Raw genomic sequence first — 17729 nt, 5'->3', positions numbered from 1 at the left:
GCAGCGAGGGTCAGCGGATGACGCGGATGGAGAACTCCGCGGTTCCGAGCGACTGCATCAGGCGTAGCCACAGCGGCACGTACATTTCGGGTCCGCGGGCGGTGGTGATGTCGCCCAGGTCGATCACGTCGGTGTGCCCCAACTCGTGCAGCAGCGTGGTCACGGTGGCCTTGGCCGCGGCGTCGTTGCCGCTGACGAAGACGGTGTGGGCACCATCGGCCAACCGGCCCGGGTCGACCATCAGTTTGCAGTTGAGGCGAGTCGATGTTCGACACCGACAGCGCCGGCGGGAAACCACCGTCCTGGTCCAGCGCGTTGGCCACGTCGAGGAGGACCTTTCCCGACAGGTTGTCCGCGCCGGCCTCCTCCAACCCCTCGAGCGTGCCCGCGCCGTTGAGCGCGTTGATCACCAGGTCGGCGGGGGCGGCAGCCGACGCGAATCCGGCCAGCGTGACCTGCCGATGGGCCGCGAGCCAGTCAGCCAGCCGATCTCGGGACACGTCAGGATCGCGCGTACCCATGATGACCGTGTGGCCCTTTCCACTCAGTCCGACGGCAAGCGCCCGGCCCACCATGCCCGTCCCGAGAACCGCAACCAGCATGATCCCCTCCTTGCTCCGGACTGTGTGAGTGATGCAGACCTGCATCACTCACACAGGTCCCAGCACACCACCTGAGCGGCGGGGCCGTCCACCGTCAAGCGTCGGGCATCTCGTGCCGGTACGTCCAAGAGGTGAGGGCGGTCCCCGTCATGGTGAGCAGGACGCCCAGGAAGATGTGGACGCCGGTGACACCCGCCTCACCGAGCGCGTACTGGACGGTGGACAGGACGGCGACCAGCACCGCCAGCACCACGTTGACCGGTCCCGCGGAACGGCGGAGCACCAGGTAGATCACGGCCGACACCAGGCAGACGGCCAGCGTCACCCACGCCCCCACCTGGTGGTGGACCCGGTAACCGGGCTCGCCGCCGACGAAGGCGGCCGCCCAGCCGGCCTGGGCGATGAGGCAGCTGAGGACCACCGTCGCGGCGCTACGGAGCACGATGAGGTGGGGGTGCGGCAAGCGGGGCAGGTCCATGCGTCCAGTGTGGCATCCATGCTGTGGGCGCTCTGGATGGCCATGCCCATCCCCCCTGTCGGATCCGCCGCCGGAGCCGTATTGTCACAGGATGAGTGCCACCAACCATGAGATTCGTGAGCGGGCCGCACGTGAGGCCTTCGAGGCGCTGGGGCCGAGCCCCAGTGAGAAGGCACTGGTGACCGTGCACTGCAGCAAGAGCCACCACCTCGGTTCGGTGTACGACACGGACGCCGGTCGGATCTTCCACTCCGTCCTGAACTCCCGGGGGCGCGGGCGCAAGGACCGTCCCGATGACCGGCACCAGGGCTCCGACGAGGGCCGGGACTGGTTCGACATGCTCGATGCCGACGACGACCCGCTGGTCTCGGACGAGCTGCAGTCCGGGTGCGCGTGCGGGCGGTACCAAATCTCCCGGGCGCTCCTCACCAAGCAGATCAAGCTCGGCGAGAAGCGGGTCATCGTCGAATAGCCGCGCCTTGGTGAATGGGTCGCTGGCCAACAACACTGGCAGGCCGTCGCCCCCTTCCGGGGTATCGCGACGGTCGGCGTGGTGTTGTTCCCAGGGTTTGCTGGTGGAGGCCTCACAGTCGTCAAATCTGAGCCGATTCGTTGACGGTCGCGCAGGCTCCACCAGCAACACCTCAACAACTCCCCATGGCTGCGCAGCGGCAGCGGTGAAGGATCGGGTCCGTTTCGGAACCGGACCAACCCTCGCCCCCTCACGGGCTCACCCTCGGCCGGGTGCCCGACGGGCAGCAGCCGCGACTCCACCTCTCCGCTGGCAGACTTCCTGCATGAGCCACCACCACCACGGACACGTCCACGATGACGCCGGCAGGCACGCCCACCAGCACGGCGTCCGACCCGGACAGGCCGAGTGGGACGCCCGCTACTCCGCGACCGCGGACGGCAACTGGAGCGGCAGGCCCAACTCCACCCTGGTCGCCGATGCCGGCGCGCTGACCCCGGGCCGGGCCCTCGACGTCGGGTGCGGTGAGGGGGCGGACGCCGTGTGGCTCGCCGCGCAGGGGTGGACCGTCACGGCCCTCGACCCCTCCGGGGTCGCCCTCGCCCGAGCGCAGCGGGCCGCCGAGGACGCAGGGGTCCAGGTCGACTGGGTGCAGGGCGAATTGGCCGGGGTCGCGCTGGGGCTGCCGGACGGCGCCTTCGACCTCGTGTGCGCCTTCTACCCGACGCTGTTCCTCGACACCGCGCCGCTTCCGACACTCACGCGTCTGGTCGCACCCGGCGGCTCGCTGCTGTTCGTCCACCACGACATCGACCCCGAGAAGGTGCGCGAGCACGGCTTCGCCCCGTCCGGACTGCTCTCCCCGTCCGACGTCGTGGCCGGGGCTCCCCAGGGGTGGAGCGTCGCCGTCGACGAAGCTCGCGACCGCGACATCAGCGGCGGGGCGGGCGCGCACCACACCGTCGACCTGGTGGCGAGGATCGTCCGGCCCCGGTGACCCACCGCGCGTTCGCCACCTCTTGCCGAACCTCGCCTTGTCCGGTATCACGTGATCATGGAGAGCCGCGTTGGGCAACTGGCGGACCGTGTGGCGGTCGTGACGTCCCGAGCGGACGCCTGAGGTGTCCACGCGCGAGCGGAAGCCCCATGTGCCGAGGCTGCGGCACGGACGCCGGCTGCGGCGTCCCCGGCCGGTGAACCCGACGCTGGACGAGAACGCGCGCATGCGCGACTTCTACGCCCACCCGGTCGGGCGCGACGTCATCGACAAGTTCTTCCACCTGCAGGGCCGCTCCAACCGGTGGATCGACAACCCGATCATCGGCGGCCTGCAGCTGAGGACCGTGGATCGCGTGCTGCGCCTGTTCACTGGGCACGCGCTGATCCCGCTGCTCGTCTCCCTGGCCAACGCCGAGCCGCACGCGCCCGAGCCGGGCGAGGGCGAACCCGAGCCGACGTGGTGGAAGGCGGCCGTCTTCTACCAGGTGTACCCCCGCAGCTTCGCCGACTCCGACGGCGACGGGATCGGCGACCTGGGCGGCGTCCTGGAGCACCTGGACCACCTCGTCGACCTCGGCGTGGACTGCCTGTGGCTGAGTCCCATTTTCGACTCCCCCAACGAGGACGGCGGGTACGACATCCGCGACTACCGGGCGATCATGGACGAGATGGGCACGCTCGAGCAGGTGGATGCGCTGATCGCGGCCTGCCATGCCCGGGGGATGCGGATCATCCTCGACCTGGTCGTCAACCACACGTCCGACCAGCACGAGTGGTTCCAGAAGGCCCTCGCCGACCCGGACGGCCCGTACGGCGCCTACTACTTCCTGCTGCCGCCCGACCCGGAGGACCCGGAGCGTCCGCCGAACAACTGGCAGTCGACCTTCACGGGCCCGGCGTGGCGGTGGCTGCCCGAGATCCAGCGGTGGGTGCTGCACCTGTTCGCCCCGGGGCAGCCCGACCTCAACTGGGAGAACCCGGCGGTCCGCGACGAGGTCGTGGACATCTGCCACTGGTGGTTCGACCGGGGCATCGACGGCTTCCGCATGGACGTCATCAACTTCATCTCCAAACCCCCGGACCTGCCCGACGGCCACGAGCTCATCGGCGACCTGCTGCAGGTCGCCGGCGTGGAGCACTACTTCTACGGCCCCCGGCTCCACGACCACCTGCGCGAACTGCGGGACCGGGCGTTCGAGGTCCCGGGCCAGGTGCCCAAGGTGATGGTCGGGGAGACGCCCGGCATCGGGGTCGAGACCGGACGCCTCCTCACCGGCGCCGACCGCGGCGAGTTGGACCTGGTGTTCAGCTTCGACCACTTGGAGTCCGGCGGCCACTCCCGCTTCGACGACTACCGCTACGACCTCGAGTGGTACAAGCGTTACCTGATCGACTACCAGTCACGGATCGGCAGCAACGACTGGCTGACCCTCTTCTTCGAGAACCACGACAACCCGCGGATGATCAGCAAGGTCAACCCCGAACCCCAGCACCGCGTCGCGCTCGGCAAGTTGCTGGGCACCCTCCTGCTGACGATGCGCGGGACACCCTTCCTCTTCCAGGGTCAGGAGCTGGCCGCCGTGAACGAGCCGTTCGCGAGCATCGACGACCTGCGGGACGTCGAGGCGCTGCGCCGGTTCCGGACGCTCGTCGAGGAGGGCGCCACCGAGGACGAGGCCTGGGCCAAGGTCCTCACCAGCACGCGGGACCACGGCCGCGTCCCCCTGCGCTGGGACCCCACCCCCGGCGGCGGCTTCTCGACCGGGACGCCGTGGCTGATCGGCGGCGCCGACCCCGGCTTCAGCGTCGCGGAGCAGGCGGACGACCCCGATTCGGTGCTCAACCACTACCGGCGGCTGACCACCCTGCGCCGCCGTCACCGGGCCCTGCGCCTGGGCGACATCGAGTTCAGTGAGCCGGAACGCTCCGGCTACTTCGCCTGGTTCCGTAAGGACGAGGCCAAGCGGTTCCTCGTCCAACTGAACCTGACCGACAAGCCGCTCGCGATCCCCGAGCCCGTCCCCGGTGCGGCGCTGCTCGTGGGGAGCCACGCGGCGGAGGTGCGGGGGACGCTCGAACCGTACGAGTCCCGCCTCTACCGGGTGTTCCCGTCCGCCTGAGCCGCGGTGCTGCAGTCGACGGTCAGGCCGCCGTCCGCGCGGACGGACTCGCGCAGGACCTCGCCGGCGGCGACCGTGCAGCCGGGCCAGACGACGCTGTCGATGAGCTCCCCCTCCACGACGGCCCCCTCCCCGACGACGCTGTGCCCGCCGTTGGCCAGCAGGTTCGCCCGCAGGTAGTCCGCCGGGGTCCCGCAGTCGACGACCGGGCCGCGCACCGCCACGAACTCGAGCTCCCCGCGCTCGAACGCGGGCTTCCAGACCAGGGGGTACAGGCCGCCGAAGCGGTTCGGGAGGCCGGCGACGAAGTGGTTCGGCAGCAGGCTCACCCCGACGAACCGCCACGGACCGAAGTCGGCGGGACCGTCGCCGGCCTCCGTCACGAGCAGGCGCGGGAACTCACCCGTCCACCCCGCGACGAGGTCGGTGAGGTCGTCCGCCAGCCAGGAGTCGGAGTTGTGCAGCAGGACGTCCGCGTCACCGATCCAGGGGGCGAGGCGGCCGAGGGCGCCGGCGCTCCCGAGCAACTGCTCCTCGTGCGACACGTGGATCCCGGTGCCGGCGACGTGGGCGTCCACCTGGTCGGCGAGGTGGCACGCGTTGACGGCGATGCGCGAGACGTGAGGACGGACGCGGTCGAGGGCCCAGTCCAGCAGCGGGCGGTTCCCCACGGGGCACAGGGGCTTGGGCCGCAGGTCGGTGAGGGGACGCAGCCGGCGTCCCTCGCCCGCGGCCAGCACGACGCCCACCCGTTCCCGGTTCTCCACGGCGACATCCTGCCCGACCGGCGGCCACGCGGGAGCCAGCCGTGCCACGCTGGTGGGAGGGGGTGCGCCCAATGACCATCTATCGCGCGACGATCCTGGACACGCCGGACGATCCGTTCCACGGCGGTCGCCTGCGCGCGACCCCGGACGCCGGGCTGCTCGTCGTGGGCGGCGGGGTCGTCGAACGGGGCGACTTCGCGGAGGTTCGCGCCCGCCACCCCGACGCCGAGGTCGTCCACCTCGCGGACGGGCTCCTGCTGCCGGGTTTCGTCGACACGCACGTCCACTACCCGCAGGTCCGGGTGATCGGGCAACTGGGCCTGCCGCTGCTGGACTGGCTCGACCAGTGCGCGCTGCCGGAGGAGCAGCGGCTCGCCGACGTGGGGTACGCGGCCGGGGTCGCCGCCGACTTCGTCTCCGGACTCGCCCGCGCCGGCACCACGACGGCGCTGGTGTTCGGCGCCCACTTCGCCCCGGCCGTGGCGACCCTGTTCGCCGAGGCCGCCCGGGTCGGCCTCCGGGTCACGGCCGGCCTGGTCGTCAGCGACCGCGGCCTGCCCGAATCCCTGCTCACCACGCCCGAGCGCGCGCTCGCCGAGGGGCGGGCACTCGCCGAGGCCTGGCACGGGGTCGGACGCCTGCGTTACGCGGTCACGCCGCGCTTCAGCCTCTCGTGCGGCTCGGCCATGCTCGACTCGTGCTCCGCCCTGATGGACGCCGTGCCCGGTGCCCTGTTCACCTCCCACCTCAACGAGAACCGGGCGGAGATGGCGGAGGTCGCGTCACTCGCCGGCGCGCCCGACTACCTCGCGACCTACGAGCGGCACGGCCTTGTCGGACCCCGCTCGGTCTTCGCGCACAACGTGCACCCCACGGCGTCCGAGGTGGAGCGCCTGGCCGCGCACGGGGCGTCCGTCGCCCACTGCCCGTCCAGCAACCTCGCGCTCGGCAGCGGGTTGTTCCCCTTCGCGCAGCACATGGCCCACGGCGTCCGGGTGGCGCTCGGCTCGGACGTCGGAGCCGGCCTCGGCTTCTCGCTGTTCAAGGAGGGGCTGCTGGCCGGCCTCGTCCAGCAGGTGGTGGGAGCGCACGGCGTCCGGCTCGGCCCGACGCACCTGCTGTGGCTGGCCACCCGTGCGGGGGCGGACGCGCTGGGCCTCGGCCACCTCGTCGGCGACCTCGGTGTCGGACGCCGCTTCGACGCCCAGTGGATCCGACCGGATCCGGGCTCGACGTTGGCGATCACCCTGCGCCACGCGGCGTCCGCCGAGGACGCCCTGGCCAAGCTCTTCGCCCAGGCCGGCCCGACGGACGTCCGTCGCGTGTGGGTCGAGGGGGAGGAGGTGGCGCGGTGACGCCCGCGACCGCGCCGTGGGGAAAGGCGCCCCAGCAGGGCGCGCCGCCCGAGCCCCGGTGGCGCACGCCCAGGTTCTGGGAGGAACTCTGGGTCTACATGTGGGCGGCCGCCCTCGTCGGGACCTGGTGGGAGCTGCTGCTGAGCGTGGTCATGACCTGGCTGACCCAGGACCCGATGTGGTGGCGGCCGATCGGACCGGGCACGATCCTGCACTTCGCCGAGCCGTACGGGCTCGGAGCTGCGGTGATCGTCCTCGTGGTGATCCCGCTCCAGCGGCGACGCAACTGGGGGACGCCCGCGGTCTTCGTCGCCTGCGCCCTCCTGTCGGGCGTCGTCGAACTGATCAGCGCGGTCGGGGTGATCGCGGTGTTCGGCAGCAATCCGTTCTGGGACTTCTCCTCCTACCCCGGCGACCTCAAGGGCATGACGTCGCTCACGTCGATGCTCGTGTTCGGCCTGTTCGCCACGCCGTTCGTGTTCACGGTGTACCCGGGCACGCAGCCCCTGCTGCGCCGCATGAAGCAGGGGCAGATGACGTGGCTGGTCGCGCTGACGCTGGCCTCCTACCTGCTGGCCCTCCTGGTGAAGCTGCGGTCCGTCGGCGTCGGCCTCTGGTGACGGAGCGCACGTAGTCTGGGGGCATGCCATCGCCCCTGGTCGTCCTCCTCCACGGGACGCGGTTCGACGCGACGTCGTGGGCCGCCTACGCCGACCTGCTGGACGGCGACCTGCGCCCCGTCGACCTGCCCGGCCACGGCACCCGGGCCGGCCAACCGTGGAGCACGGACGCCGCCCTGGCGGTCGTCGACGAGGAGGTCGCGTCCGTCGAGCCCGGCACACCGGTCGTCCTCGTGGGCCACAGCCTGGGCGGTTATGTCGCGAGCGCTTGGGCCGAGCGCCACCCGGACGCCCTCGCCGGCCTGGTCCTCGTGGGAGCCATGGCGGACCCTCGCCGGCACCCGGTCCTCACCCGCGCCTACACCGGCTTCGCGGGCGTGCTGCCGGTCGTCGGGGCCGAGCGCATGGCGTCCTTGGCGAACGCCGTCCTGCGCGTCATGGGCCTCCGGGGGGACGCGCTCCCGGACGCGGCCGGGTACGCGGTCGCGCCGGACGCCTGGCGGACCGTCGTCTCCGAGTCGGGTTCCCACCAACTTCGCGAGGTGACGTGCCCCGTCTGGCTGGTCACCGGCCACTTCGACCAACTCGGCATCGACACGCGACGCTACGCACGGGCGTGCCGCGACCCGCGCGTGGTGGTCGTCCCCCGGGCCACGCACCTCCTGCCGTTCACGCACCCGCGGCAGCTCGCAGCGGTGATCCGCGACGCGTCCCTCAGCGGGGTTCGCCGGACAGGACACTCTCACACCGAGGGGTTGACCGAGCTGACACCATAGGAGGACCCGCTCATCGTCGAGCCGCCCGGGAGGACTCCATGACCATCGCCGACCGCCAGCCCCGCATCCCGATGACCGACGGGTTCGACCCCGTCCGCCGCGCCGTGGTGATCGGCGCCGGAACCATGGGGGCGGGCATCGCCGCCCACCTGGCCAACTGCGGCATCGACGTGACTCTGCTGGACCGGGCCTCCGATGGCGACGACCGCTCCGCGCTGGCCCGGACGGGCATCGAGCGCCAGGTGCAGGTGAGTGGTTTCATGGTCCCGGAGTTCGCCGACCGCGTCACCCCGGGCAACATCGAGGACGACCTCACCGCCGTCGCCGACGCCGATTGGGTGATCGAGGCCGTCTTCGAGGATCCCGCGGTGAAGCACGAGCTGTACGCACGCCTCGAGCCGCTGCGCCGGCCGGGGTCGATGGTGTCGTCCAACACGTCCGGCATCCCGGCGTCCGAGCTGGTCCGCGGCCAGTCCGAGGCGTTCGCCCGCGACTTCACCATCACCCACTTCTTCAACCCGCCGCGCACGATGGAACTGCTCGAGATCGTGGCCGGCGAGGCCACCGACCCCGCGATCCACGAGCGCGTCGGGCAAGTTGCCGACCGCCAGCTCGGCAAGACCGTGCTCGAGTGCCGCGACACCCCGGGGTTCATCGCGAACCGCCTCGGCAGCCACTGGATGGCCGTCGCCGCGAAGGAGGCGTTCGGCGCCGGGCTCGACGTCGAGACCACCGACGCGATCATGGGCCGGCCGTTCGGCATCCCCCGCACGGGCGTGTTCGGGCTGTTCGACCTCGTCGGCATCAACCTGGTCCCCCTGTTGTGGCCGGTCCTCAAGAACGCCCTGCCCGCCACGGACGCAGCGCAGCGCCATGACCTGATGTCCGACCCGATCTTCCGCCACCTCCTCGACAACGGCCTCATCGGACGCCGCGGGCGCGGCGGCTTCACCCGGCGCAGGAACGAGCGCGGCGAGAAGGTGGACGAGGTGCTCGACCTCGAGACTTTGACCTACCGCCCCGCGCGCAAGCCGACCGACCCCGCGGCGTCCGCCCCCGACCTCGCTACGCTGCTGGCCGGTGACTCCCCCGGTGCGCGCTTCGCGTGGACCGTGTTCGCCGAGGTCCTCGACTACGCCTGCCACATCGCCCCCGAGGTCGCGGACGACGTGGAGGCCGTCGATGTGGGGATGGAGCTCGGCTTCGCGTGGAGCAAGGGTCCCTTCAAGCTGGCGGACGCCGTGGGCGTCCCCGCGATCGTGGACCGCTACGAGGCCGAGGGCCGCCCGGTCCCCGCGCTGCTGCGCGCCGCGGCCGGGGCGGGTGGCTTCCACCCGGACCACGACAAGGTGCTGCGGACGGACGGGACCGTCGGCGAGCGGCAGCGCGTCGAGGGCGTCCTCACCGTGGCGGACGCCGTGCGCACCGGCGGCGTCCTCGCCGAGAACGGGTCGGCCCGCATCGTCGACCTGGGTGACGGCGTCGCCTGCCTGGAGCTGCGGACCAAGATGAACACCTGCGATGCGGGCGTGATCGAGATGGTCGAGCGGGCGCGGGAGCTGGGCACCGAAGGAGGCTTCCGCGCGTTGGTCATCGGGTCCGACCACCCGCGCGCGTTCTCCGCCGGGGCGAACCTGGCCACCTTCACCCACTTCATCGACGTGTCCGACCCCGAGGGCCTGCGCGCGCTCGTCCGTCGGGGCCAGCTGGCGTTCCACGACCTGAGGAACGCGCCGTTCCCCGTGGTGGCGGCGGCGAAGGGCTTCGCGCTGGGTGGTGGGTGCGAACTGATGTTCACGGCCAACCGCGTCGTCACGCACGCCGAGCTCTACGCCGGGTTCCCCGAGCGGACCGTGGGCCTGCTGCCCGCGTGGGGCGGTGTCGTCCAGAGCCTCGTCCGGGCGGTGGAGGCCGGCGAGGCCGAGCCCGCGGCGTCCGCCTTCGCGGTGACGGCGGGCAGCGAGGTCAGCACGTCCGCCTGGCAGGCGGCGTCCTGGCACCTGCTGCGGGGCACCGACGAAGTGGCCGCGTCGGCGCGCCGGGTGCTGGCCGAGGCGAAGGCGGTCGCGCTCGAGATGGTCGAGGCCGGGTGGATGCCGCCCGTCCCGGTGGCGCTACCGCTCCACGACCCCGCGGCCGAGCCGTTGGACGGGGAGTGGGAGGACGCGTCCGAGACCGATCGCGTGATCGTCGCCCGCATCGCGGGCGTGCTCACCGGAGACCGCTCGGGGGCCACGGCGACGGAGGACGAACTGCTTCCCCGCGAGGTCGACGCCGCCGTGGACCTGCTGGCACTACCGAACAACCAGGCTCGCGTGCGGCACCTGCTGGAGACCAACAAGCCGCTGCGCAACTAGGGCGGGGCCCGCGCTCCCGGCTCAGGGCAGGCGCGCCCGCTTCATCTGCTGCGAGGCGTACACGGACGTCAGCACCTGGCCGTCCAGCCAGCGCGTGAGGCGTTCGGCCTCGGCGTCCAGCGCTGCTTCGCCGTCCGCACCGATGTCCTCGAGCAGGATCGGGACGACCACGCCGTCCGGGTCCTGCACCCAGCAGCCGACGATGCGGCCGTCCCACCACGCGGTGGTGCCCGCGTTGCCGTTGGTGTCGAAGAGGTGCGGCGTGTGCGCCGCGTCGAGGTGGAAGTCCCGCTCGCGCCAGCCCATCGTGGTCGGGTCGAGGGTCGGGAGCAGCGCCGCCCAGGGCGCGAGTTCCGGTTCGGGTTCGAGGTCGTCGGGCAGCAGCCAGCCGGTCCCCCCACCCTCGAGCTCGACGGGTACGGCGCCGACATCGGCCAGGGCGTGACGGACGGCGGTCTTGGTCGAGCCCAGCCACCAGACGAGGTCGGCCTCGGTGCCCGGACCGAAGGTGCGCAGCCAGCGCCGGACGATCTCGACGTAACCCTCGCGCGCCGGCAGGGGCTCGACCGTGGCGCCCAGCCAGTCGGACATGCGCGCCCATGTTGGGCGGTTGGTGCGCCAATGGCCCTGGTTCGTGGCACGGACGATCTGGGCCGCCGCCCCCAGCACGGCCAGGACTCGTGGGGCCACGGGCGTCGCCTGTCCCCACTTGCCGGCGGCGACCACCACCTTGACGTCGATCGCGGGGATGGCTTCCCGCACCTGCTGGGCGGACAGGGCACCGCGGTCGGCGAGGAGATCGAGCACCGCCTCCTCCGCCCGGGTGAGCCAGGCACCGCCGTCCGCGGCGAGGCCGGTGCTCTCCACGTGGCCCACGAGACGTCGGCGTTCGGCGTCCGCCACGCGAGCGGACGCGCTCCCCCACGCGGCAGGCAGAAGGTCTCGGGGGAAGACGAACAGCGTCCGCCGCATGGCCAGCTGCTTGACCAGCGTGCGGTCGGTGTAGAGGGCCCGATCGATGTCGGCGACCGTGACGCCCTCGGTGCGCGCGGCGATGGAGAGGTGGACGGTGGACGACTCCGTGGCGTGCAGGACGGTCATGGCGACCGTCGCCTGCTCCGGCGTCCGGACGCGGTGGCCGGGCGCGAGCGCGTGGCGGCAGCCCATCCTGGCCCTTCGTTCGGCATCGGGGACCAACCGCTGTGTCGTGCTCGTCACGCACGCAGGCTAGCGGCGAGGTGGACGTCCTGGCGCATCCCGGCTCCTCAGACCCGGCCGAGCTCCCGGATGATCTCGGCGTGGCGTCGGTCGTCCAGCCGGTAGAACAGGAAGATCGCCGCGCCGGCCAGGGCCAGCACCGCGGGGACGACGCCCACCATCGCTCGGATCGCGATGAGCGCAGACTCGGGCTGGGTCGCCCCACCGACGGCGAAGCCACCGAGGGCCAGTCCCCGGCCCGCCAACCCGCCGGCCGTCGCCTGCGCCACCCGTCGGAAGAAGAAGAACACCGACATCGTGCCGCCGTCGTTGCGGTGGCCGGACCGCCATTCGCCGTAGTCGGCGACGTCCGCGACGAAGGGCCACATCAGAGAGTTGATCACGTTCTGGGCGATGCCGAGGACGAAGAAGCTCACCGTGGCGATCGGGAGCACCGACGGCATGAAGCTCAACCAGACCGCGACGGCGGCGACGGCGCCCGTGCTCACCAGGAACGTCCACTTCTTGCCCCACGTGGCGGTCAGCCGCGGCAGGAACGGCATGGCGGCCAGGTTGGAGACCGCCATCGCCCCGATGATCCACACCAGGCTGGCGGAGTCGCCCAGCACGTAGGTGGCGTAGTGGGCCTGGACGCCCGCCAGGGTGAACAGGCCGGTCTGCAGGCACAGCTGCGAGGCACACAGCACCGCCAGCTCACGGTTGGATGCGAGCGCCCGGAACGACTCCCGGAGCGTCGGCGGTCGGGTCTCCGGACGGTAGCGCTCCGGGGAGGTTTGCACGCACAGGATGTACAGCCCGTACGAGACGAACGCCCCGACGACCGTGACGGTGAGGATGAAGCGGGTGATCTCGCCGGGGCGTCCGGCCAGCGCGGAGAACAACGGCGCGACCAACGCCGTGACGACCACCATCACGACCACCGGGGCGATGTTGCGCCACACGCCGAGGGTCGCGCGCTCGCGGGGGACCACCGTCATCGCGGTCGCGAGCGAGCTGTACGGGATCACCACCAGCGAGAAGAACGTGCCGTGCAGGGCGTAGACCACGGCGACGTAGAGGTACTGCAACCCCGGCTCCACGTCGGGCACCGCGAACAGGGCCACTCCCGAGGCGAGCATCGGGATGGACGCCACCACCAGCCACGGGTGGAACCGGCCCCAGCGGGTCCGGGTCAGGTCGACGAGGCGTCCGGCCACCAAGTCGGTGACCGCCGTCCACAACCGGACGCCGAACAGCACCGCTGCGATCGGGGCCGGGTCGAGGCCGACCACGTCGGTGTAGAAGATGAGCAGGAACATCGCCTGCAGGGCGAACATGAAGGAGCCCGCCGCGTCCCCGCTGGCGTAGCCGATGTAGTTGCGGAGGGTGAGTGGTGCCATCCGCGCATCCTGATCCATGTCATGGGTACCGTAACCCACAGGGACGGCGCGGTCGTCCCTGGTCTCGTCGGGCAGGGGGTGGGCATGGACGAGTCGATGCTGCGCGGCCGGTACCGGCGGATCGTGTTCTTCTTCGCGGGCGTGATCGCGAGCTTCATCGGCTGGGAGGTCGTGGGGCCACGAATCGGCCTGCGGAGGCTGGCTGAGCGGACGCGAGCCCGCCGGCTCCGGCGGACGGCGGTGCGCTTCCGGGCCCTGGCGATCTCCATGGGCGGCTTGATGATCAAGGTCGGCCAGTTCCTCTCCGCGCGGCTGGACGTGCTGCCCCCGGAGATCACCGCCGAGCTGTCCGGCCTCCAGGACGAGGTGCCCGCCGAGGAGTTCGCCGCTCTCCGCGCGGTGGCGGACGCCGAGCTTCCCCCACCCCTGTCGGAGCACTTCGCCTCCTTCGACACCGAACCGCTGGCGGCGGCGTCCCTCGGCCAGGTGCACCGGGCACGCCTCCGTGACGCGGACGCCGCCCGCGTCGGGTTCTCCGACGTCGTGGTCAAGATCCAGCGACCGCACATCCAGCAGGTCATCGAGGTGGACCTGAGCGCCCTGCGGCGGGTGGCCGGCTGGCTGTCGCACTACCGTCCCATCGCCGATCGGACCGACACGCGCGCCCTCGTCGAGGAGTTCGCCCGCACGAGCCTGGCCGAGGTCGACTACATCGCCGAGGCCCGCAACGCCCAGACGTTCGCCGCCAACTTCGCCGACGACCCCCGGGTGCACGTGCCGCGCGTGGTGGGGAACCTGACCACCCGCCGCGTGCTGACGCTGGAGGACGTCAGCGCGATCAAGGTGGGCGACCACGCCGGCATCACCGCCGCGGGCATCGACCGCGCCGACGTCGCGAAGGTCCTCGCCGACACCTACCTGCAGCAGATCTTCACCGACGCCTTCTTCCACGCCGACCCGCACCCCGGCAACCTCTTCGTCACACCGAGACCGGACGCCGCACCCGGCGCCCCGAGCTGGGCCCTGACGTTCGTCGACTTCGGGATGGTCGGCCACGTGCCCGAGAGGCTGCGGGCCGGGTTGCGCGAGGCCCTCATCGCCGTCGCGACGCAGGACGGCGCCCGGATGGTCGACAGCATGAAGACCCTCGATGTCCTGCTCCCCGGCGCCGACCTCAAGCTCATCGAGCGGGCGGCCCTGCAGGCCTTCGAGCGCTTCGGCGGCATGAGCATGGACGAACTCCGGAGTGTCGACCCCGCCGAGATGAGGCGCTTCGCGCTCCAGTTCCGGGAGCTGTTGCTGGACCTGCCGTTCCAGTTGCCGGACAACCTGCTCATGCTCGGTCGCTGCATCGGGATGCTCTCGGGCCTGTGCACCGCGCTCGACCCCGAGTTCAACATCTGGGGCACCCTCATGCCCCATGCGACGAAGCTCATGGGCGGCGAGGACACCTCCCCGAGCCGGACGGCCCTGGCCGAGGCAGGAAAGATGGCCCGCTTGGCGCTCACGCTGCCGGGCCGGGCCGATCGCGTCCTCAACCGGGTCGAACGGGACGAGCTCACCGTCCAGACACCCCGGCTCACCCTGCAGGTGCGCCGCCTTGAGGGGGCGCTCAACCGCGCGTCCGGGGCCGTGGCCTTCGGGGCGCTGCTGGTCGCCGGGGCCGTCCTGACGGCGTCCGACCCCGTGCTGGGGCGGTGGCTGATGGTGGCCTCGGTCCTCCCGTTGGCTTGGGCCATGGTGGTCGGACGTCGGCGTCCTTGAGGGTGCAGCCCGGCGAGCTGACCTTCTCCACTCGGGGGTTGCCACCGTCCGGCACTCACGCCCGACGGCGGTACCCCGCGCGCAGGTCGGCCGTGGAGCGGCGCCGCAGCTGGCTCGCGATGCCCGCGACCAGGAGGACGAGGTAGGCGATGGTGAGCCACCAGTCAGAGGCCAGCACCGCGGCGAAGGCGTCCGGCTTGACGCCCGTCACGAGCGCCGGCCTCAGGAGCAGGACCGCCCCCGTCACGATGGCCGCCGCCCCACCGGCCGCCGAAACCAGGATCAGCAGCAGCGCCGGCATGTTGGTCACCAGGGCGATGACCACCAGCGCGGCGGCTCCCACGAGGCCGCCCACGACCACCATCGGGGGCGTCGCCGTGAACCCCGTGGCAATGGCGCTGCCCAGCGCGTACCCGACCGAGCCCATCGCGACCACGACGCCGACCACGTAGAAGGCGTAGGCCAGCCAGCTCACCAGCAGGGCGCCCACGACGGCGCCCACCCAGCCCTCAACGCCGGCCAACGGGGGTTGGCCGGTGTAGGCGGAGACGAGGGCGGCTCCCAGGCTGAAGCCGACGAAGGCCCCCCAGATGCCGATGACGACGCGCAGCGCCAGATACCCCCGGAAGCAGAACACCGCTCCCGCGATGATGGCGATGACCCCCAGGATGACGTTCGACATGCTGCGCTCCCCACTGTTGCTCGCCCCGCCAAGCCTGACGAGGGTTGACGGCCCGCACAAGGGGTAGGTGACGGGTGCGGCAAGTTGCACCTCCTCACATCCGGAAGGCAGTCCCATGAACGAGAGTCCCATGAACGAACAGAACCGTCCCGACCAGACGGGGCCAGGTGACCCGGTTGTCCCTGCCGAACCGGCCCCGCGCCATCCCGAGTACGGAGGGCCCGCCCTCGAGACGGCGTCCCAGCAGGCGGCCGCCGGACAGACGGCGTACGACCGTCCGCCCTCGTCGACCGACCCAGGCATGTTCGACGCGCCCCTCGACGAAGCCGACCAGGAGCACGCTGAGGACGATCAGGGGCAACAGACGAGTCGCTTCTGACAGACACGTGAACCGGGGCCATCCCACGAGGACGGCCCCGGTTCCCGTCCGGTCAGGTGTCCCGCGTCACGCGGCCCACGAGCTGAGGAGCTCCTGGCAGGCGCGCTCACAACGACGGCAGCATTCGGCGCACACGCGGCAGTGCTCGTGCATCTCCCCGTGCTGCTCGCACTCTTCCGCACACGCGCGGCAGGCCACGACGCACACCTCCAGTTGGGCGATGACGACCGGTGAGGGACGGCCGACCTGACGGGCCAGCATGCTCGCCGTGGCGATGCACACGTCGACGCAGTGCAGGTTCTCCCGGATGCACTGGCGCAGATCAGCCACCGCATCCTCGGCGAGGCAGGCGTCCGCACAGATCGTGCAGACCTGGGCGCACTCGGCCAGCGCGGACAGGGCGGCCTCAAGGGCGGAATCCACCGACTCGGTCTCGAGCGGGTGACTCCGCAACATTCGGCTGGTCATGGAGATCCTTCCGTGGGTGCGCCTCGGCCGGGGCGCCACGTTCCACTACCCAGCCCCGCCGAGTTCAACCCCCCGATTCCGGACCGATCGAGGCCTCCTCGGCCCGCTCCATCGCGACCGGCGGCGGAGCGACCCGGTTCACCGCTCCAGCGTGACCGAACGGGTGAAGGCCTTCCGGTTGAGGGCGTACACCACGCCGGCCGCAACCAGGAACAACAGCGTCTGCAGTCCCCACAGCACCGTACCGACGCCGATCCCGAGGCTGGCCAGCACATGGCTCCCGACCACCAGGCCGACGTGGACGCCGAAGGCCGGCCACCACGAACGCAGGGCCACCACCAGGACGACGGCCAGGGCACCGAGCGCGCCCGCGACGTCGGCGCGCAGCATGCGTGCCAGGAGGTCGGGCTCGGCCCAGTTCGTCACGAAGTGCACCAGGCCGAAGAAGTTCGCCGAGATCAGCAGGCCCAGGAGCGGCCGATCACGCAGTGTCTGCAGCAGGTACCCCCGCCACAGCAGCTCCTGGGGGAATGCCTGAGCCACCACGCCGGCCCCCAGGAGCAGCAGGAGGCCACCCCAGGACGGATCGAGGGGCAGCGCGGGCGGTGGCAGTTCACCGGACGCCGCCGCGAGCAGTCCGCCGCCGAGGACGATCGCCAGTGAGGCCACGAGGCCGACCAGCCACAGGGGCAGGCTGGCCGGGGTGAGCACCAGGCCGAGGCTGCGGATGGGTCGGCCGTCGACGACCCGCACCAGCGCCCATGCGACGGCCAGGCCGGTCGCGCCGACCAGGGCACTGACCACCAGGCTTCCGGGGAAGCCGCGCGACGGGAGGGTGTGGGGGGAATGGGGGACGATCGCGTCGACCAGGGCACCCCAGAGGAAGCCAGAGGCCACCGCCGCGAGGGTGCCGACCAGGACCAGGAAGGAGCGCGCCCACCAGGGAAGCCTGGGTTCGACGTGTCCGAGGGTCTCTTCTCCAACCACTTGTTCGATGGATGTCATGGCTCAGGCAAGAACTGCCACACACCCCCCCACCTGGAGGAACTCACCGAGGTTGGCGGGCATGCACTGGACGATGCCCCCCGACTCGCTGATGACGGGAATCTCCATCTTCATGGACTCCAGCACGGCGACGGCGTCGCCCGCCCGGACGCGGTCGCCCTGGGCGACGAGCAGGTCGATCACCACGCCCGCGATCTCGGTGGTGACAGTGGTGACGTCGTCGGGCGACGCCACCTCGCCGGAGCTGCCCAGGAAGGGGCAGGGTGGGCACAGGGTGGACATTCGGGG

18 protein-coding genes and 1 pseudogene are annotated in these 17729 nt (G+C 71.6%); 9 read left to right on the top strand and 10 right to left on the bottom strand.

Annotated features, from left to right (window positions below):
- Nucleotides 1–10: 10 nt before the first annotated feature.
- The 3 genes and pseudogenes from AC5YDV_RS07675 to AC5YDV_RS07665 form a co-directional block, all read right to left on the bottom strand.
- Complete coding sequence (locus tag AC5YDV_RS07675) at nt 11–241, bottom strand: NAD(P)-binding domain-containing protein (RefSeq protein ID WP_496182625.1); 231 nt, start codon at nt 239–241, stop codon at nt 11–13.
- 85 nt (nt 242–326) lie between these two features.
- Nucleotides 327–602 (bottom strand): annotated as a pseudogene (locus tag AC5YDV_RS07670) (NAD(P)-binding domain-containing protein); the annotation flags it as partial.
- Between the two features lie 94 nt (nt 603–696).
- Nucleotides 697–1080 (bottom strand): hypothetical protein, encoded by a 384-nt coding sequence (locus tag AC5YDV_RS07665; RefSeq protein ID WP_496182624.1) that lies wholly within the window; start codon nt 1078–1080, stop codon nt 697–699.
- A gap of 91 nt (nt 1081–1171) precedes the next feature.
- Between AC5YDV_RS07665 and AC5YDV_RS07660 the strand changes: the two genes are divergently transcribed.
- From AC5YDV_RS07660 to AC5YDV_RS07650, 3 genes are all read left to right on the top strand, one after another.
- A complete protein-coding gene (locus tag AC5YDV_RS07660) occupies nt 1172–1552 on the top strand; it encodes a hypothetical protein (protein ID WP_496182623.1) in 381 nt (126 codons plus the stop codon).
- 325 nt (nt 1553–1877) lie between these two features.
- Complete coding sequence (locus tag AC5YDV_RS07655; protein WP_496182622.1) at nt 1878–2549, top strand: class I SAM-dependent methyltransferase; 672 nt, start codon at nt 1878–1880, stop codon at nt 2547–2549.
- A gap of 151 nt (nt 2550–2700) precedes the next feature.
- The gene (locus tag AC5YDV_RS07650) at nt 2701–4671 is read left to right on the top strand and encodes an alpha-amylase family glycosyl hydrolase (protein ID WP_496182621.1); all 1971 of its coding nucleotides are present in this window, start codon (nt 2701–2703) and stop codon (nt 4669–4671) included.
- On the opposite strand, the gene AC5YDV_RS07645 is transcribed toward AC5YDV_RS07650, so the two are convergent.
- Nucleotides 4647–5438 carry a nucleotidyltransferase family protein gene (locus AC5YDV_RS07645; protein ID WP_496182620.1) on the bottom strand — a complete coding sequence of 264 codons (792 nt, stop codon included), beginning with the start codon at nt 5436–5438 and terminating at the stop codon, nt 4647–4649. The genes AC5YDV_RS07650 and AC5YDV_RS07645 overlap by 25 nt on opposite strands.
- A 71-nt stretch (nt 5439–5509) precedes the next feature.
- Between AC5YDV_RS07645 and AC5YDV_RS07640 the strand changes: the two genes are divergently transcribed.
- Genes AC5YDV_RS07640 through AC5YDV_RS07625 form a run of 4 tightly spaced genes read left to right on the top strand, consistent with a single transcriptional unit; the run spans nt 5510 to nt 10546 of the window.
- Nucleotides 5510–6793: a guanine deaminase gene (locus tag AC5YDV_RS07640; protein ID WP_496182619.1), complete on the top strand. Its 1284-nt coding sequence runs from the start codon at nt 5510–5512 to the stop codon at nt 6791–6793.
- Entirely contained in the window at nt 6790–7413 is a 624-nt protein-coding gene (locus AC5YDV_RS07635) for a putative ABC transporter permease (protein ID WP_496182618.1), read from the top strand. Before AC5YDV_RS07640 ends, AC5YDV_RS07635 begins: the two co-directional genes overlap by 4 nt.
- Nucleotides 7414–7436: 23 nt before the next feature.
- A complete protein-coding gene (locus AC5YDV_RS07630) occupies nt 7437–8189 on the top strand; it encodes an alpha/beta fold hydrolase (RefSeq protein WP_496182617.1) in 753 nt (250 codons plus the stop codon).
- A 38-nt stretch (nt 8190–8227) separates the two neighbouring features.
- Nucleotides 8228–10546, top strand: a complete 2319-nt coding sequence (locus AC5YDV_RS07625) for a 3-hydroxyacyl-CoA dehydrogenase/enoyl-CoA hydratase family protein (protein ID WP_496182616.1) — start codon at nt 8228–8230, stop codon at nt 10544–10546.
- Nucleotides 10547–10567: 21 nt separating this feature from the next.
- Here AC5YDV_RS07625 and AC5YDV_RS07620 read toward each other — a convergent pair whose 3' ends face one another.
- Together AC5YDV_RS07620 and AC5YDV_RS07615 are read right to left on the bottom strand one after the other, a co-directional pair.
- A complete protein-coding gene (locus AC5YDV_RS07620) occupies nt 10568–11764 on the bottom strand; it encodes a winged helix DNA-binding domain-containing protein (protein ID WP_496182615.1) in 1197 nt (398 codons plus the stop codon).
- A 47-nt stretch (nt 11765–11811) separates the two neighbouring features.
- A complete protein-coding gene (locus tag AC5YDV_RS07615; RefSeq protein WP_496192459.1) occupies nt 11812–13143 on the bottom strand; it encodes an MFS transporter in 1332 nt (443 codons plus the stop codon).
- 84 nt (nt 13144–13227) lie between these two features.
- Between AC5YDV_RS07615 and AC5YDV_RS07610 the strand changes: the two genes are divergently transcribed.
- Nucleotides 13228–14907 (top strand): ABC1 kinase family protein, encoded by a 1680-nt coding sequence (locus AC5YDV_RS07610; RefSeq protein WP_496192458.1) that lies wholly within the window; start codon nt 13228–13230, stop codon nt 14905–14907.
- A gap of 55 nt (nt 14908–14962) precedes the next feature.
- On the opposite strand, the gene AC5YDV_RS07605 is transcribed toward AC5YDV_RS07610, so the two are convergent.
- Nucleotides 14963–15589, bottom strand: coding sequence for a TM7S3/TM198-like domain-containing protein (locus tag AC5YDV_RS07605; protein WP_496182612.1), 627 nt, complete (start codon nt 15587–15589; stop codon nt 14963–14965).
- Between the two features lie 130 nt (nt 15590–15719).
- On the opposite strand from AC5YDV_RS07605, the gene AC5YDV_RS07600 reads away from it, so the two are divergent.
- On the top strand, nt 15720–15968 hold the full coding sequence (locus AC5YDV_RS07600) for a hypothetical protein (protein ID WP_496192457.1): 249 nt from the start codon (nt 15720–15722) through the stop codon (nt 15966–15968).
- A 66-nt stretch (nt 15969–16034) separates the two neighbouring features.
- Here the strand turns inward: AC5YDV_RS07600 and AC5YDV_RS07595 are convergent, their stop codons facing one another.
- The 3 genes from AC5YDV_RS07595 to AC5YDV_RS07585 form a co-directional block, all read right to left on the bottom strand.
- On the bottom strand, nt 16035–16436 hold the full coding sequence (locus AC5YDV_RS07595; RefSeq protein ID WP_496182610.1) for a four-helix bundle copper-binding protein: 402 nt from the start codon (nt 16434–16436) through the stop codon (nt 16035–16037).
- A 138-nt stretch (nt 16437–16574) separates the two neighbouring features.
- Nucleotides 16575–17441: a CPBP family glutamic-type intramembrane protease gene (locus tag AC5YDV_RS07590; protein WP_496182609.1), complete on the bottom strand. Its 867-nt coding sequence runs from the start codon at nt 17439–17441 to the stop codon at nt 16575–16577.
- A 3-nt stretch (nt 17442–17444) separates the two neighbouring features.
- The gene (locus AC5YDV_RS07585; protein WP_496182608.1) at nt 17445–17723 is read right to left on the bottom strand and encodes a biotin/lipoyl-containing protein; all 279 of its coding nucleotides are present in this window, start codon (nt 17721–17723) and stop codon (nt 17445–17447) included.
- Between the last annotated feature and the right edge of the window lie 6 nt (nt 17724–17729).

It is taken from the genome of Propioniciclava sp. LT432 (genome assembly GCF_059515965.1).
The sequence above is the reverse complement of the archived record's forward strand: the minus strand, read 5'-3'. Positions and strand labels throughout refer to the sequence as shown.

Bases quoted from the DNA above. Each gene is read 5' to 3' on its own strand.
- AC5YDV_RS07600 (WP_496192457.1), top strand. From the start codon at position 15,720: ATGAACGAACAGAACCGTCCCGACCAGACGGGGCCAGGTGACCCGGTT.
- AC5YDV_RS07595 (WP_496182610.1), bottom strand. From the start codon at position 16,436: ATGACCAGCCGAATGTTGCGGAGTCACCCGCTCGAGACCGAGTCGGTG.
- AC5YDV_RS07630 (WP_496182617.1), top strand. From the start codon at position 7,437: ATGCCATCGCCCCTGGTCGTCCTCCTCCACGGGACGCGGTTCGACGCG.
- AC5YDV_RS07610 (WP_496192458.1), top strand. From the start codon at position 13,228: ATGGACGAGTCGATGCTGCGCGGCCGGTACCGGCGGATCGTGTTCTTC.
- AC5YDV_RS07640 (WP_496182619.1), top strand. From the start codon at position 5,510: ATGACCATCTATCGCGCGACGATCCTGGACACGCCGGACGATCCGTTC.
- AC5YDV_RS07590 (WP_496182609.1), bottom strand. From the start codon at position 17,441: ATGACATCCATCGAACAAGTGGTTGGAGAAGAGACCCTCGGACACGTC.
- AC5YDV_RS07605 (WP_496182612.1), bottom strand. From the start codon at position 15,589: ATGTCGAACGTCATCCTGGGGGTCATCGCCATCATCGCGGGAGCGGTG.
- AC5YDV_RS07615 (WP_496192459.1), bottom strand. From the start codon at position 13,143: ATGGCACCACTCACCCTCCGCAACTACATCGGCTACGCCAGCGGGGAC.
- AC5YDV_RS07675 (WP_496182625.1), bottom strand. From the start codon at position 241: ATGGTCGACCCGGGCCGGTTGGCCGATGGTGCCCACACCGTCTTCGTC.
- AC5YDV_RS07655 (WP_496182622.1), top strand. From the start codon at position 1,878: ATGAGCCACCACCACCACGGACACGTCCACGATGACGCCGGCAGGCAC.
- AC5YDV_RS07625 (WP_496182616.1), top strand. From the start codon at position 8,228: ATGACCATCGCCGACCGCCAGCCCCGCATCCCGATGACCGACGGGTTC.
- AC5YDV_RS07665 (WP_496182624.1), bottom strand. From the start codon at position 1,080: ATGGACCTGCCCCGCTTGCCGCACCCCCACCTCATCGTGCTCCGTAGC.
- AC5YDV_RS07585 (WP_496182608.1), bottom strand. From the start codon at position 17,723: ATGTCCACCCTGTGCCCACCCTGCCCCTTCCTGGGCAGCTCCGGCGAG.
- AC5YDV_RS07660 (WP_496182623.1), top strand. From the start codon at position 1,172: ATGAGTGCCACCAACCATGAGATTCGTGAGCGGGCCGCACGTGAGGCC.